The following is a 14,315-nucleotide window of genomic DNA, read 5'->3' as shown; positions in this document are numbered from 1 at the left end:
GCAGGATTATCGGAGAAATACCATGTCGTACGCAGTAATTGTTACTGGTGGCAAGCAATACAAGGTCGCCCCAGGTGAATACCTGAAGATCGAAAAACTGGAAATCGCTACCGGCGAATCCGTTACTTTTGATCGCGTTCTGTTGGTCGCCAATGGCGATGACGTGAACATCGGCGCTCCAGTTGTTGCTGGCGCTACCGTTGTGGCTGAAGTGATCTCCCAAGGTCGTCACGATAAAGTCCGCATCATCAAGTTCCGTCGTCGTAAGCACCACATGAAGCGTATGGGCCACCGCCAGTGGTACACCGAGATCAAAATCACCGGTATTCAGGCTTAATTTCAGCCTAATTCCTCACTAGGAGAATTGACTCATGGCACACAAAAAAGCTGGTGGTAGTACCCGTAACGGTCGCGACTCAGAAGCCAAACGCCTTGGCGTGAAGATGTATGGCGGCCAGGTTATCATTCCGGGCAACATCATCGTGCGTCAGCGCGGCACCCAATTCCACGCCGGTTACGGTGTTGGCATGGGTAAAGATCACACCCTGTTCGCGAAAATCGACGGCGTGATCAAGTTTGAAGTAAAAGGCGCTTTCAACCGCCGTTACGTGAGCATTGTCCCGAAGACTGCAGTCGTCGCGGCATAATTACGTAGTTGCTGGAAAAGCCCTGTCTCGCGACGGGGCTTTTTCGTTTGTGGGGTGAGTCTCTTGCAAAGCTGTTTGTGATGGGCGAAAGCAGCTGGATTTTCGGTCGTTGCTTGAGGTCGCTGCGCTCATTTTTGCAAGAGTCTTATGTCTTAGTGTTTTTCGGCTCGTCCGTATGACGAGAGGCGTTTTGTTATGAAGTTTGTTGATGAAGTATCGATTCGAGTAAAGGCCGGCGACGGCGGCAACGGTTGCATGAGCTTCCGTCGCGAAAAGTTCATTGAAAACGGTGGCCCGAACGGCGGTGACGGCGGTGATGGCGGCTCGGTCTACATGGTTGCCGACGAAAACCTCAACACCCTGGTGGACTACCGTTACACCCGGCACTTCGATGCCGAGCGCGGTTCCAACGGCGGCAGCACTGACTGCACCGGCAAGAAAGGCGAAGAGCTGGTACTGCGCGTTCCAGTCGGTACGACGGTTATCGACTCCGCTACCCAGGAAGTCATCGGCGACCTGACCAAGGCTGGCCAGCGCCTGCTGGTGGCTCACGGCGGCTGGCACGGTCTGGGCAACACCCGTTTCAAATCGAGCACCAACCGTGCTCCACGCCAGACCACGCCGGGTAAGCCGGGCGAGGCGCGTGACCTGAAACTGGAAATGAAAGTGTTGGCGGATGTCGGTCTGCTGGGCTTGCCGAACGCCGGTAAAAGTACGTTTATCCGTTCGGTGTCGGCCGCCAAGCCGAAAGTCGCTGACTATCCGTTCACCACGCTGGTGCCGAACCTGGGTGTGGTTTCCGTCGATCGCTGGAAAAGCTTCGTGGTTGCGGACATTCCGGGCCTGATCGAAGGTGCTTCCGACGGCGCGGGCCTGGGGATTCGCTTCCTCAAGCACTTGTCGCGTACCCGTTTGCTGTTGCACCTCGTGGACATGGCGCCACTCGATGACGCCAGCGCCCCGGATGCGGCTGAAGTGATCGTTAGCGAGTTGACCAAGTTCAGCCCGTCCCTGGCCGAGCGTGATCGTTGGCTGGTGCTGAACAAGTGCGACCAGATCCTGGAAGAAGAGCACGAAGAGCGCGTCAAGGAGATCGTTGATCGCCTGGAGTGGACCGGTCCGGTCTACGTGATCTCGGCCATCTCCAAGCTCGGTACCGAGCGTCTGTGCCACGACATCATGCGTTACATGGAAGACCGTGCCGATCGCCTGGCTAACGACCCGGTCTACAAAGAAGAGCTCGCCGAGCTCGATCAGCGCATCGAAGACGAAGCCCGCGCTCAGTTGCAGGCCCTGGATGACCAGCGTGCCCTGCGCCGTAGCGGCGTGAAGTCGGTCCATGACATCGGTGACGATGATTGGGACGAAGAAGATGTGGATGACGAAGACGGTCCGGAAATCATTTACGTGCGTGACTGATTCGTTGCGATAAACTTGAACGCCGCTCACTGGAGCGGCGTTTTAGTATCTGGAAATCGATCGTTGGTCACGAATAGCCACGAATAACGTCACGGGCAGCGCTGGGTCGCGCTGTCCTCAAGCTAAGGTTGAAGATGATGCGGAGCAAGGTGACAGGTGCGCAGCGTTGGGTCGTGAAGATCGGCAGCGCTTTGCTGACGGCGGACGGCAAGGGCCTGGATCGCGCAGCAATGGGTGTCTGGGTTGAGCAGATGGTGGCCTTGCATGAGGCGGGCGTCGAGCTGGTGCTGGTGTCCTCCGGGGCGGTGGCTGCTGGCATGAGCCGCTTGGGCTGGACTGTACGACCCAGTGCGATGCACGAGTTGCAGGCGGCTGCCGCCATCGGTCAGATGGGCCTGGTGCAGGCGTGGGAGTCAAGTTTCGGCGAGCATGGCCTGCACACCGCGCAGATTCTCCTGACCCATGACGACCTGTCCGATCGCAAGCGCTACCTGAACGCCCGCAGTACTTTGCGTGCGCTGGTCGAGCTCAAGGTTATCCCGGTGATCAACGAGAACGACACGGTGGTCACCGACGAAATCCGTTTCGGCGATAACGACACCCTGGCGGCGCTGGTGGCCAATCTGGTCGAGGCTGACTTGCTGGTGATCCTGACTGACCGCGACGGCATGTTCGACGCAGATCCGCGCAACAATCCCGACGCCAAGTTGATTTACGAAGCGCGCGCCGATGATCCGGCGCTGGATGCGGTTGCCGGCGGTACCGGTGGTGCGCTGGGGCGTGGCGGCATGCAGACCAAATTGCGTGCGGCGCGTCTGGCGGCACGTTCCGGGGCGCACACCATCATCGTCGGTGGGCGCCTGGAGCGTGTGCTGGATCGCCTCAAGGCTGGCGAGCGCATCGGCACGTTGCTGTCGCCTGAGCGCGGCATGCTGGCGGCGCGCAAGCAATGGCTGGCCGGGCATCTGCAAACCCGTGGCACTCTCGTACTGGATGCGGGGGCAGTGACGGCGTTGTCCAAAGGTAATAAAAGCCTGCTGCCGGTGGGTGTCAAACTGGTCCAGGGCAGCTTCCGTCGTGGCGAGATGGTGGTGTGCGTGGCGCCGGACGGTCGAGAAATTGCCCGTGGTCTCGCCAATTACAGCGCCCTTGAAGCACAAAAAATCATCGGTCAGTCGTCTGAAGCGATTGTCGGTCTGTTGGGTTATATGGCGGAACCGGAACTGGTTCACCGCGACAACCTGATTCTGGTCTGAAGGAAAACTGCATGCGCGTAGCAAAGGGATTATTGGGCTTGTTGTTGGCGATGCCGTTGCTGGCGTCGGCTGAAGAGATCGGTCAGGTGTCGACGGTGTTCAAATTCGTCGGGCCGAACGACCGTATTGTGGTCGAGGCTTTCGATGATCCGAAGGTCGAGGGCGTGACCTGCTACCTGTCGCGTGCCAAGACTGGTGGCGTGAAGGGTGGTTTGGGGTTGGCTGAAGATCGCGCCGAGGCGTCCATCGCCTGTCGTCAGGTCGGGCCGATCAGCTTCAAGGGTGAATTGAAGGATGGTGATGAGGTGTTCAAGGAGCGCACATCGCTGGTCTTCAAGACGATGCAGGTGGTGCGTTTCCTCGACAAGAAGCGCAATACGCTGGTGTATCTGGTGTACAGCGATCGCCTGATCGAGGGTAGTCCGCAGAATGCGGTGACGGCGATTCCGATTTTGCCGTGGACGCACGCCCAATAAGTCTTATGCGGATCTAGATGTGGGGGCGAGCTTGCTCGCGATAGCGGACTTTCAGTCAATAGAGATGTTGAATGTTGGTCGGTCATCGCGAGCAAGCTCGCTCCCACATTTTTTTTGCATTGAATTCACTAAATCCCAGGCAATAAAAAACCGACCCTGAGGTCGGTTTTTCAACAAGCTTATCGCTTAAGCGGCTACAGCAAGGTTCAGAGCCTTGACGTGACCGTTCAGGCGGCTCTTATGACGAGCTGCCTTGTTCTTGTGGATGATGCCTTTATCGGCCATACGGTCGATAACTGGCACAGCCAGAACGTAAGCTGCTTGAGCTTTTTCAGCGTCTTTTGCGTCGATGGCTTTAACTACATTCTTGATGTAGGTACGAACCATGGAACGCAGGCTGGCGTTGTGGCTGCGACGCTTCTCAGCCTGTTTTGCACGTTTTTTGGCGGAAGGTGTGTTGGCCACCGTCGAGCTCCTCGAAAGACTTTTTAGGAAATAGCAAACAAAATAGGCCGCGAATCATGCCGATGAGTTGATGTCTTGTCAAGGGCGGTTGAGACGTTCCGCTAAGTGGTAGGTATAAAGAGGCGGGATATTTATTTCCGGCGCTTGACCTGTAAACTCGCGAGCTTTGGCTCTGTGCTGCTGCGGCGCGGAGTATCGCATAAGTAGGCGCTTTGTTCGCCTGCTGTTTATCGACAGGCACAAACTCTTTCAATGAATCTGCTCAAATCGTTGGCCGCCGTCAGCTCTATCACGATGCTTTCCCGCATTTTGGGGTTCGTTCGTGACACGCTTATCGCACGTACATTTGGCGCGGGGATGGCGACTGATGCCTTCTTTATCGCGTTCAAACTGCCCAATCTGTTGCGGCGGATCTTCGCCGAGGGCGCGTTTTCACAGGCCTTCGTACCGATTCTGGCCGAATACAAGAGCCAGAAGGGCGAAGAGGCGACGCGAACCTTCATTGCCTACGTCTCGGGGTTGTTGACGCTGGCGCTGGCGCTGGTGACGGCGTTGGGCATGATCGCCGCGCCCTGGGTGATCTGGGCCACGGCCCCGGGTTTTACCGATACGCCTGAGAAATTCGAACTGACGAGCAGCCTGTTGCGGGTGACCTTTCCCTACATATTGCTGATTTCCCTGTCTTCCCTGGCCGGGGCGATCCTCAATACCTACAACCGTTTCTCGGTGCCGGCCTTCGTGCCGACCCTGCTAAACGTCAGCATGATTGTTTTTGCGGTGTTCCTGACGCCGTACTTCAATCCGCCGGTCATGGCCCTAGGGTGGGCGGTGCTGGTCGGTGGCCTGGCGCAATTGCTCTATCAACTGCCGCACCTGAAAAAGATCGGCATGCTGGTGCTGCCACGGCTGAACCTGCGCGACACCGGCGTCTGGCGGGTGATGAAACAAATGCTTCCGGCGATTCTAGGGGTTTCCGTCAGCCAGATTTCACTGATCATCAACACGATTTTCGCCTCGTTCCTGGTCGCCGGCTCCGTGTCGTGGATGTATTACGCCGATCGCCTGATGGAGTTGCCGTCCGGCGTGCTCGGCGTGGCACTGGGTACGATTCTGCTGCCGACGCTCGCCAAGACATACGCCAGCAAGGATCGCCATGAATATTCGCGAATCCTCGATTGGGGCCTGCGCTTGTGCTTCGTGCTAGTGCTGCCGTGTTCCCTGGCGCTGGGGATTCTGGCTGAACCGCTGACGGTTTCGCTGTTCCAGTACGGCCAGTTCGACGCGTTTGATGCCTCAATGACCCAACGAGCGCTGGTTGCTTATTCCGTCGGTTTGCTCGGGATTATCGTGATCAAAGTGCTGGCGCCGGGCTTTTATGCGCAACAAAACATCCGTACGCCGGTGAAGATCGCGATATTCACCTTGATCGTCACGCAATTGTTCAACCTGGTCCTGATCGGTCCGCTGGCCCATGCCGGCCTGGCGCTGGCCATCAGTGCCGGCGCCTGCATCAATGCCGGGCTGTTGTTCTATCAACTGCGCAAACAGCAGATGTACCAGCCGCAACCGGGCTGGGGCAAGTTCGGGCTCAAACTGGTGATTGCGGTGCTGGTGATGTCTGCGGTATTGCTCGCCGGGATGCATTTCATGCCGGCCTGGGATCAGGGGCATATGCTGGAGCGGTTCCTGCGCCTGGGCGCCCTGGTGGCGGCGGGCGTGGTGTCCTATTTCGGCATGTTGCTGTTGATGGGCTTCCGTTTGCGCGACTTCAATCGCAAGGCGTTGAGCTGAGGCGTTTGCCTCGATAAACACGGGCGAGCCGGCAGTTTTGTCGGCTCGATCACTTTGGGTTACGGTGTTGCCTGTCGTCGGCCGCCGGGTGTGGTTATAATCGACCACTTTATGAGCAAGAAGCGCGTTATGCAGCTGGTTCGAGGCCTCCACAATCTGCGCCCCCAGCATCGGGGCTGTGTCGCCACTATTGGCAACTTTGACGGTGTTCACCGTGGTCACCAGGCTATCCTGGCCCGGCTGCGTGAGCGTGCGCTCGAGTTGAACGTACCCAGCTGCGTGGTGATTTTCGAGCCGCAGCCGCGGGAATTCTTCGCCCCTGACACGGCTCCGGCCCGTCTGGCCCGGTTGCGGGACAAACTGCAACTGCTGGCCGAAGAAGGCGTCGATCGGGTCTTGTGCCTGGCGTTCAACCAGCGTCTGAGCAAACTCAGCGCCGCCGAATTCGTCGATACGATTCTGGTGGACGGCCTGGGTGTGCAGCACCTGGAGGTTGGTGATGACTTCCGTTTCGGCTGCGACCGGGTAGGGGATTTCGATTTCCTGCAACAAGCCGGCGTCCAGCAAGGCTTTACTGTCGAAGCAGCGCAAACCGTCGAGCTGGACGGTATTCGCGTCAGCAGTACCCAGGTGCGAAATGCCCTGGCCGCGGCGGATTTCGCCTTGGCCGAACGCTTGCTCGGGCGTCCGTTCCGGATTGCCGGGCGCGTCCTGCATGGCCAGAAACTGGCGCGCCAGCTCGGTACGCCGACCGCCAACATCCAGCTCAAGCGTCGCCGCGTGCCGCTGTCCGGGGTTTACCTGGTCAATGTCGACATCGACGGCCAGACCTGGCCAGGCGTCGCCAATATCGGCGTGCGACCAACGGTCCAGGGTGACGGCAAGGCCCACCTCGAAGTACACCTTTTAGATTTTGCCGGCGATCTGTATGACCGGCGTTTGACGGTGGTTTTCCACCACAAGCTGCGTGAAGAGCAGCGTTTCGCCTCTCTGGAGGCGCTTAAGACGGCGATCAATGCGGATGTCGCCGCCGCCCGTGCCCTGTCGCACCTAGCGCCAATCGCTAATGAAGAGCCTTAAATGACCGACTATAAAGCCACGCTAAACCTTCCGGACACCGCCTTCCCAATGAAGGCCGGCCTGCCACAGCGCGAACCGCAGATCCTGCAGCGCTGGGACAGTATTGGCCTGTACGGTAAGTTGCGCGAGATTGGCAAGGATCGTCCGAAGTTCGTTCTGCACGACGGCCCTCCGTACGCCAACGGCACGATTCACATCGGTCACGCACTGAACAAGATTCTCAAGGACATGATCATCCGCTCGAAAACCCTCTCGGGTTTCGACGCGCCTTATGTTCCGGGCTGGGACTGCCACGGCCTGCCGATCGAGCACAAAGTCGAAGTGACCCACGGCAAGAACCTGGGCGCGGATAAAACCCGCGAACTGTGCCGTGCCTACGCCACCGAGCAAATCGAAGGCCAGAAGTCCGAATTCATCCGTCTGGGCGTGTTGGGCGACTTCGCCAACCCGTACAAGACCATGGACTTCAAAAACGAGGCCGGTGAAATCCGTGCCCTGGCCGAAATCGTCAAGGGCGGTTTCGTGTTCAAGGGCCTCAAGCCCGTGAACTGGTGCTTTGACTGCGGTTCGGCCCTGGCTGAAGCGGAAGTCGAGTACGAGAACAAGAAGTCCTCGACCATCGACGTCGCGTTCCCGATTGCCGACGAAGCCAAACTGGCTGCCGCTTTCGGTCTGGCGTCCCTGGCCAAGCCTGCTTCGATCGTGATCTGGACCACCACCCCGTGGACCATCCCGGCCAACCAGGCGCTGAACGTTCACCCGGAATTCAACTACGCCCTGGTCGATGTCGGCGACAAACTGCTGGTCCTGGCTGAAGAGCTGGTCGAGTCGTGCCTGGCCCGTTACAACCTGGAAGGTTCGGTCATCGCGACCACCACCGGTAAAGAACTGGAACTGATCAACTTCCGTCACCCGTTCTACGATCGTCTCTCGCCGGTTTACCTGGCCGAGTACGTCGAACTGGGCGCTGGCACCGGCGTGGTTCACTCCGCCCCGGCCTACGGCGTGGACGACTTCGTGACCTGCAAAGCGTATGGCATGGTCAACGATGACATCATCAATCCGGTGCAAAGCAACGGCGTGTACGCGACGTCGCTGGAGTTTTTTGGCGGCCAGTTTATCTGGAAAGCCAACCCGGCCATCGTCGACAAACTGACCGAAGTCGGTGCGCTGCTGCACACCGCGATCATCGAACACAGCTACATGCACTGCTGGCGCCACAAGACCCCGCTGATCTACCGCGCCACCGCGCAGTGGTTCATTGGCATGGACAAAGAACCAACGTCCGGCGAAACGCTGCGCAAACGGGCAATCAAAGCTATCGAAGAAACCAAGTTCGTTCCGGCCTGGGGCCAGGCGCGCCTGCATTCGATGATCGCCAACCGTCCCGACTGGTGCATCTCCCGTCAGCGCAACTGGGGCGTGCCGATCCCGTTCTTCCTGAACAAGGAAAGCGGCGAACTGCACCCACGTACCGTTGAGCTGATGGAAGTCGTGGCCCAGCGTGTCGAAGTCGAAGGTATCGAAGCCTGGTTCAAGATGGACGCGGCGGAATTGCTCGGTGACGAAGCGCCGCTGTACGACAAGATCAGCGACACCCTGGACGTCTGGTTCGATTCGGGCACCACGCACTGGCACGTCCTGCGCGGTTCGCACCCGATGGGGCATGAGACCGGTCCGCGTGCCGACCTGTACCTGGAAGGTTCCGACCAGCACCGTGGCTGGTTCCACTCCTCGTTGCTGACCGGTTGCGCCATCGACAACCACGCGCCGTACCGCGAGCTGCTGACCCACGGCTTCACTGTCGATGAGTCCGGTCGCAAGATGTCCAAGTCCTTGGGCAACGTGATCGCGCCGCAAAAGGTCAACGACACCCTGGGCGCCGACATCATGCGTCTGTGGGTTGCTTCCACTGATTACTCGGGTGAAATCGCGGTCTCCGAGCAGATCCTGCAGCGCAGTGCGGACGCCTACCGGCGTATCCGTAACACCGCGCGCTTCCTGCTCTCGAACCTGACCGGTTTCAACCCGGCCACCGACATCCTGCCGGCCGAAGAAATGCTGGCGCTGGACCGTTGGGCCGTGGACCGCACCTTGCTGCTGCAACGCGAGCTGCAAGAGCACTACGGCGAATACCGCTTCTGGAACGTCTACTCCAAGATCCACAACTTCTGCGTGCAGGAGCTGGGCGGTTTCTACCTCGACATCATCAAGGACCGCCAGTACACCACTGGCGCCAACAGCAAGGCCCGCCGTTCGGCGCAAACCGCGCTGTACCACATCTCCGAAGCGCTGGTGCGCTGGATCGCGCCGATCCTGGCGTTCACCGCCGACGAACTGTGGGAATACCTGCCGGGCGAGCGCAACGAATCGGTGATGCTCAACACCTGGTACGAAGGCCTGACCGAATTGCCGGACAACGTCGAACTGGGCCGCGCCTACTGGGAGCGGATCATGGCGGTGAAGGTCGCGGTCAACAAGGAAATGGAAATCCAGCGCGCGGCCAAAGCCGTCGGTGGCAACCTGCAAGCCGAAGTGACGCTGTTCGCCGAAGAGGCGCTGAGCGCCGACCTGGCCAAGCTGAGCAACGAATTGCGCTTTGTTCTGATTACGTCGACCGCCAGCGTTGCGCCGTTCGTACAGGCTCCGGCCGATGCGGTCGTCACCGAAGTCAGCGGCTTGAAGCTGAAAATCGTCAAGTCGGCCTTCGCCAAGTGCGCCCGTTGCTGGCACTGCCGTGAAGACGTCGGCGTGAACCCGGAGCATCCGGAAATCTGCGGTCGTTGCGTCGACAACATCAGCGGCGCGGGCGAGGTTCGTCACTATGCCTAACGCGGCTGGCCGTTTCGGACGGCTGAGCTGGCTTTGGTTGAGCCTGCTGGTCCTGGTCATTGACCAGGCCAGCAAGTTCTACTTCGAAGGCAAGCTCGAGATGTACCAGCAAATCGTGGTGATCCCCGATTTGTTCAGTTGGACCCTGGCCTACAACACTGGCGCAGCGTTCAGCTTCCTGGCCGACAGCTCCGGCTGGCAGCGCTGGTTGTTTGCGCTGATCGCGGTGGTGGTCAGTGCGGTGCTGGTGGTCTGGCTTAAACGCCTGGGCCGCAACGAAACCTGGCTGGCCATCGCCCTGGCGCTGGTGCTGGGTGGCGCGCTGGGCAATCTGTATGACCGCATCGCCCTGGGCCATGTGATCGATTTCATTCTGGTGCATTGGCAGAACCGCTGGTATTTCCCGGCGTTCAACTTTGCTGACAGTGCAATTTCTGTCGGCGCCGTGATGCTTGCGCTGGACATGTTCAAAAGCAAGAAAACCGGAGAAACCGTTCATGACTGAACAGGTATTGGCTGAGCAACGCATCCGCCAGAACACGGAAGTCACCCTGCATTTTGCATTGCGCCTGGAGAACGGCGACACCGTCGACAGCACCTTCGACAAAGCTCCGGCGACCTTCAAGGTCGGCGACGGCAACCTGTTACCGGGTTTCGAAGCGGCACTGTTCGGCTTCAAGGCTGGCGATAAGCGCACCCTGACCATCGCGCCGGAAAACGCTTTCGGCCAGCCTAACCCGCAAAACGTGCAGGTCATCCCGCGTTCACAGTTCAAGGACATGGACCTGTCGCCGGGTCTGCTGGTGATCTTCAACGATGCGGCCAATACTGAATTGCCCGGTATCGTGAAAGAGTTCGATGACGACCACGTCACCATCGACTTCAACCACCCGCTGGCTGGCAAGACATTGACCTTTGACGTCGAGATCTTCGACGTCAAATCGCTGTAACTGACCCAACACGGTCAATTGTAGGCGCGAAGCTTGCTCGCGAAGGCGTCATCACATTCAACATCAATGTTGAATGACACACCGCCTTCGCGAGCAAGCTTCGCTCCTACAGGGTGTAATGATCTAACTTCTTGCGCGCAAGACACGAGGCACAGCATGCAAATCAAACTCGCCAACCCCCGTGGCTTCTGCGCCGGTGTGGACCGGGCGATCGAAATCGTCAACCGCGCCCTGGAAGTCTTCGGGCCGCCGATCTATGTGCGCCATGAAGTGGTCCACAACAAATTCGTCGTCGAAGACCTGCGCTCCCGTGGTGCGATCTTCGTCGAAGAACTGGATCAGGTGCCGGACGACGTCATCGTGATCTTCAGTGCCCATGGCGTTTCCCAGGCTGTGCGCACCGAAGCCGCCGGCCGTGGCCTGAAAGTGTTCGACGCTACCTGCCCGCTGGTGACCAAAGTGCACATTGAGGTCGCGCGCTACAGCCGTGACGGCCGTGAGTGCATCCTGATCGGTCACGCCGGTCACCCGGAAGTCGAAGGCACCATGGGCCAGTACGATGGCTCTAATGGTGGTGCGATCTACCTGGTCGAAGATGAAAAAGACGTTGCGACACTGCAAGTGCACAACCCCGATAAGCTGGCGTTCGTCACCCAGACCACCCTGTCCATGGACGACACCAGCCGCGTGATCGACGCCCTGCGTGCGCGTTTCCCGGCCATCGGTGGTCCGCGCAAGGACGACATCTGCTACGCCACGCAAAACCGGCAGGACGCGGTCAAGCAACTGGCCGACGAGTGCGACGTGGTGTTGGTGGTCGGCAGCCCGAACAGCTCCAACTCCAATCGCTTGCGTGAACTGGCCGAGCGCATGGCGACCCCGGCCTACCTGATCGACGGCGCCGAAGACCTGCAAAAGAGCTGGTTCGACGGTGTCGAGCGGATCGGCATCACTGCCGGTGCCTCCGCGCCGGAAGTCCTGGTGCGTGGCGTGATCCAGCAATTGCAGGCCTGGGGTGCTACCGGTGCCGATGAGCTGGCCGGTCGCGAGGAGAACATCACTTTCTCCATGCCTAAAGAATTGCGCGTGCGTTCTTTGCTTTAAGCCGTTTTTCCTCTGCACATAGCGCCTGGTCAGTCTTTTTACTGTCCAGGCGCACGCGGCCCGTCGCCGCCAGTACCACCCGCAAGTGACTGACGGGTTCGCGTTTCGCGCACAGGTGCAGTGTCCCTGCTTGAAAAGCCCGCCCCGGCATCAATGGCTGGCCGAGCGGACTGAAGCGTACAAAACTTCGAACATGCCAATTGCCGACAATCGGCACCCGGGCTTCACTCGCCCGCTCGACCAGCAGCGGATTGCTGCTGTCCTCCGGCCCTCGGCCATTGATATCCAGAATGATCCGCCAGCCCTGGCCCCAATCGCCGTTGATCGCGTGAATCACCACGCTCTGATTGTGGGTCAGTGCCGCAGTCCGGGCGTTGCGTATGCCACTGATCAGCGATTGCGCCGCCTCCTCACGGTGGTTCGATTCGGTCAGCGCGGCAAACGCCGGGCTGACCAACAGCAGAACAATCCCGGCAATTGTCAGTCCCATAAGCAGTTCGATCAGGCTGAAGCCTCGCTGATGCATGTTTCTCCCTCCGTGGAGTGCTGCGATTCGCGCAATCCTTGCGCGAGTAATGGCAAAACAACCGTACATCTGTCGGTCGAATGTTCTAGCGTGTAAGGGCAGGTATAGCCGACGGCAACGGAGGGCACCGATGGATCATCGTACAAAAGGTTTCACGCTGGTCGAAGTGCTGATCACGCTCGCGATTTTTTTGATCCTGATTACTTTGGCCGTGCCGATGTTTACCCGTTCGGTCCAGGGGACCCGGGCCGATACCGAGATCGGCGACCTGCAGCGCGGTCTCAACTACGCCCGGCTGGAGGCCATCGACCGAGGCATCACCACGCGACTGCGCCCGACGGCCGGTGGCAGCGTCTGGACCGGGGAGTTGACGGTTTATGACAGTACTGGCACTTCGGCGAATGTATTGCGGGTTGTTCCAGCGATGAGCAGCGGTGCGACTCTGACGCTAACCTCAGGAGTGACCACCATCGATTTCAACAATCTGGGCGGTTTGGCGGCACCGTCCACGGCGGTGGTGATCAGCTATGTATTGGGGGCGCAAAGCAGGACGCTGAATGTGTGTTTGAACGGACGGATTCTATTGGGTGGTAGTTGCGGATGAGGGAATGGAGCAAGGCTGCTCAGGAAGGCATGACGCTGATCGAGGTCTTGGTCGCGTTGTTGATTCTGACCGTGGGGCTGTTGGGGGCGGCGGCGATTCAGCTCAATGCGCTCAAATACACCGACAGCTCGCGCATGACCAGTCAGGCGAGTTTCATCGCCTACGACATGATGGACCGCATCCGCGCCAACTCCGGCGCCGATTACACCGTCACGCCTCCAACCTCGGCCAACCTGAGCGTCGCCCGGGATCAGGATCTCTACGATTTCACCACCAACATCGTCAACTTCGGCGGCACGACCGCCACCGGCAGCGTTGCGTTGAACCAGCGGGTGTACACCATCACCATCACCTGGGATGACTCGCGGGCCGCCAACGTTGCCAACACGCGCCGCAGTTTCGTCCTGACCAGTCGCGCCGCCGTCGACCCGGCGGCGACCCCATGAAGCATTCCAGCCGAGGTTTCGGCCTGATCGAAATGCTGATCGCCCTGGTGTTGAGCCTGATCGTGGTGCTGGGCGTGGCGCAGGTTTTCATCGCCGCCAAGAACACCTACGTCAGCCAGAACACCGCCGCCGGGATGCAGGAAGATGCGCGGTTCGTGTTGAGCAAGATGATTCAGGAAGTTCGCATGATCGGCATGTTCGGTTGCCTGGGGACGGTGACTGACGCCAGCTCGGCGGGTGACTTCAATGCCAGTCAGTTGGCGCCGATCAGTTGGGATAACGCCAACCTCAAGCTCACGCTGGTGACTGCGGATGTCGGCGGCAATGGCGGGACGCCGACCTGGACGGTGGTGTCCGACTGCCGCAACAGCGCCACGGCCTATACCGGCGTCAGGGCGCCGGCGTCCGGGCAAGTGGCGTTCCCGATCCGCCGGTTGATCTACAGCTTCAGCAACAACCAGTTGTTGATGGGCGTCGGCAGCGGCACGCCGACTCAGGCGGTGCTGGTCAACAACGTCAGTGCGTTCAACGTGTCGTTCGGTGTGGCCACCAGCACCACGGATGTGGCGGCCTCCAGTTACAGCAGCAACCCGGCCAACCCGGCGCTGATCCGCAGCGTGCGTCTGACCCTGACGCTGACCGATCCGAACAACCTCGTGCGCAATCAAACCTTCAACGTGGTTGCCGCTTTGCGCAACCGGCTTCAATAGGGGGAGTGG

16 protein-coding genes are annotated in these 14,315 nt (G+C 59.4%); 14 read left to right on the top strand and 2 right to left on the bottom strand.

Annotated features, from left to right (window positions below):
- The first annotated feature begins 22 nt into the window (after window positions 1–22).
- From rplU to V5E99_RS26840, 5 genes are all read left to right on the top strand, one after another.
- The gene (rplU, locus tag V5E99_RS26860) at window positions 23–337 is read left to right on the top strand and encodes a 50S ribosomal protein L21 (protein WP_003176051.1); all 315 of its coding nucleotides are present in this window, start codon (window positions 23–25) and stop codon (window positions 335–337) included.
- A 34-nt stretch (window positions 338–371) separates the two neighbouring features.
- The gene (gene rpmA, locus V5E99_RS26855) at window positions 372–647 is read left to right on the top strand and encodes a 50S ribosomal protein L27 (protein WP_046048788.1); all 276 of its coding nucleotides are present in this window, start codon (window positions 372–374) and stop codon (window positions 645–647) included.
- Between the two features lie 195 nt (window positions 648–842).
- A complete protein-coding gene (gene cgtA / locus V5E99_RS26850) occupies window positions 843–2,066 on the top strand; it encodes an Obg family GTPase CgtA (protein ID WP_499805325.1) in 1,224 nt (407 codons plus the stop codon).
- 137 nt (window positions 2,067–2,203) lie between these two features.
- Window positions 2,204–3,322, top strand: coding sequence for a glutamate 5-kinase (proB, locus tag V5E99_RS26845; protein ID WP_499805324.1), 1,119 nt, complete (start codon window positions 2,204–2,206; stop codon window positions 3,320–3,322).
- Window positions 3,323–3,333: 11 nt separating this feature from the next.
- Window positions 3,334–3,798: a CreA family protein gene (locus V5E99_RS26840; RefSeq protein WP_010467533.1), complete on the top strand. Its 465-nt coding sequence runs from the start codon at window positions 3,334–3,336 to the stop codon at window positions 3,796–3,798.
- A gap of 186 nt (window positions 3,799–3,984) precedes the next feature.
- Here the strand turns inward: V5E99_RS26840 and rpsT are convergent, their stop codons facing one another.
- Window positions 3,985–4,263 carry a 30S ribosomal protein S20 gene (gene rpsT, locus V5E99_RS26835; RefSeq protein WP_008154937.1) on the bottom strand — a complete coding sequence of 93 codons (279 nt, stop codon included), beginning with the start codon at window positions 4,261–4,263 and terminating at the stop codon, window positions 3,985–3,987.
- Window positions 4,264–4,515: 252 nt separating this feature from the next.
- Here rpsT and murJ point away from each other — a divergent pair, with 252 nt between their 5' ends.
- The 6 genes from murJ (at window position 4,516) to ispH (ending at window position 12,020) form a co-directional block, all read left to right on the top strand.
- The gene (gene murJ / locus V5E99_RS26830) at window positions 4,516–6,054 is read left to right on the top strand and encodes a murein biosynthesis integral membrane protein MurJ (RefSeq protein ID WP_499805322.1); all 1,539 of its coding nucleotides are present in this window, start codon (window positions 4,516–4,518) and stop codon (window positions 6,052–6,054) included.
- A gap of 129 nt (window positions 6,055–6,183) precedes the next feature.
- Window positions 6,184–7,134, top strand: a complete 951-nt coding sequence (gene ribF, locus V5E99_RS26825; protein ID WP_499805321.1) for a bifunctional riboflavin kinase/FAD synthetase — start codon at window positions 6,184–6,186, stop codon at window positions 7,132–7,134.
- Entirely contained in the window at window positions 7,135–9,966 is a 2,832-nt protein-coding gene (gene ileS, locus V5E99_RS26820; RefSeq protein WP_499805320.1) for an isoleucine--tRNA ligase, read from the top strand.
- Complete coding sequence (gene lspA / locus V5E99_RS26815; protein ID WP_054051366.1) at window positions 9,959–10,471, top strand: signal peptidase II; 513 nt, start codon at window positions 9,959–9,961, stop codon at window positions 10,469–10,471. The genes ileS and lspA overlap by 8 nt, the downstream gene beginning before the upstream one ends.
- Window positions 10,464–10,916 (top strand): FKBP-type peptidyl-prolyl cis-trans isomerase, encoded by a 453-nt coding sequence (fkpB, locus tag V5E99_RS26810; RefSeq protein WP_499805319.1) that lies wholly within the window; start codon window positions 10,464–10,466, stop codon window positions 10,914–10,916. The genes lspA and fkpB overlap by 8 nt, the downstream gene beginning before the upstream one ends.
- A gap of 156 nt (window positions 10,917–11,072) precedes the next feature.
- The gene (ispH, locus tag V5E99_RS26805) at window positions 11,073–12,020 is read left to right on the top strand and encodes a 4-hydroxy-3-methylbut-2-enyl diphosphate reductase (protein ID WP_499805318.1); all 948 of its coding nucleotides are present in this window, start codon (window positions 11,073–11,075) and stop codon (window positions 12,018–12,020) included.
- Here ispH and V5E99_RS26800 read toward each other — a convergent pair.
- A complete protein-coding gene (locus tag V5E99_RS26800; protein WP_499805317.1) occupies window positions 11,989–12,546 on the bottom strand; it encodes a GspH/FimT family pseudopilin in 558 nt (185 codons plus the stop codon). The genes ispH and V5E99_RS26800 overlap by 32 nt on opposite strands.
- A gap of 130 nt (window positions 12,547–12,676) precedes the next feature.
- Here V5E99_RS26800 and V5E99_RS26795 point away from each other — a divergent pair, with 130 nt between their 5' ends.
- The 3 genes from V5E99_RS26795 to V5E99_RS26785 are packed head-to-tail and all read left to right on the top strand — an operon-like array spanning window position 12,677 to window position 14,306.
- Window positions 12,677–13,150 carry a GspH/FimT family pseudopilin gene (locus V5E99_RS26795; RefSeq protein ID WP_499805316.1) on the top strand — a complete coding sequence of 158 codons (474 nt, stop codon included), beginning with the start codon at window positions 12,677–12,679 and terminating at the stop codon, window positions 13,148–13,150.
- Window positions 13,147–13,596 (top strand): type IV pilus modification protein PilV, encoded by a 450-nt coding sequence (pilV, locus tag V5E99_RS26790; protein WP_499805315.1) that lies wholly within the window; start codon window positions 13,147–13,149, stop codon window positions 13,594–13,596. The genes V5E99_RS26795 and pilV overlap by 4 nt, the downstream gene beginning before the upstream one ends.
- Window positions 13,593–14,306, top strand: coding sequence for a PilW family protein (locus V5E99_RS26785; protein ID WP_499805314.1), 714 nt, complete (start codon window positions 13,593–13,595; stop codon window positions 14,304–14,306). The genes pilV and V5E99_RS26785 overlap by 4 nt, the downstream gene beginning before the upstream one ends.
- Window positions 14,307–14,315 lie beyond the last annotated feature (9 nt).

The organism is Janthinobacterium sp. LPB2021202312-11-4, assembly GCF_037049705.1.
Taxonomy (GTDB): Bacteria; Pseudomonadota; Gammaproteobacteria; order Pseudomonadales; family Pseudomonadaceae; genus Aquipseudomonas.
This window is presented reverse-complemented; position numbering and strand designations above follow the sequence as displayed.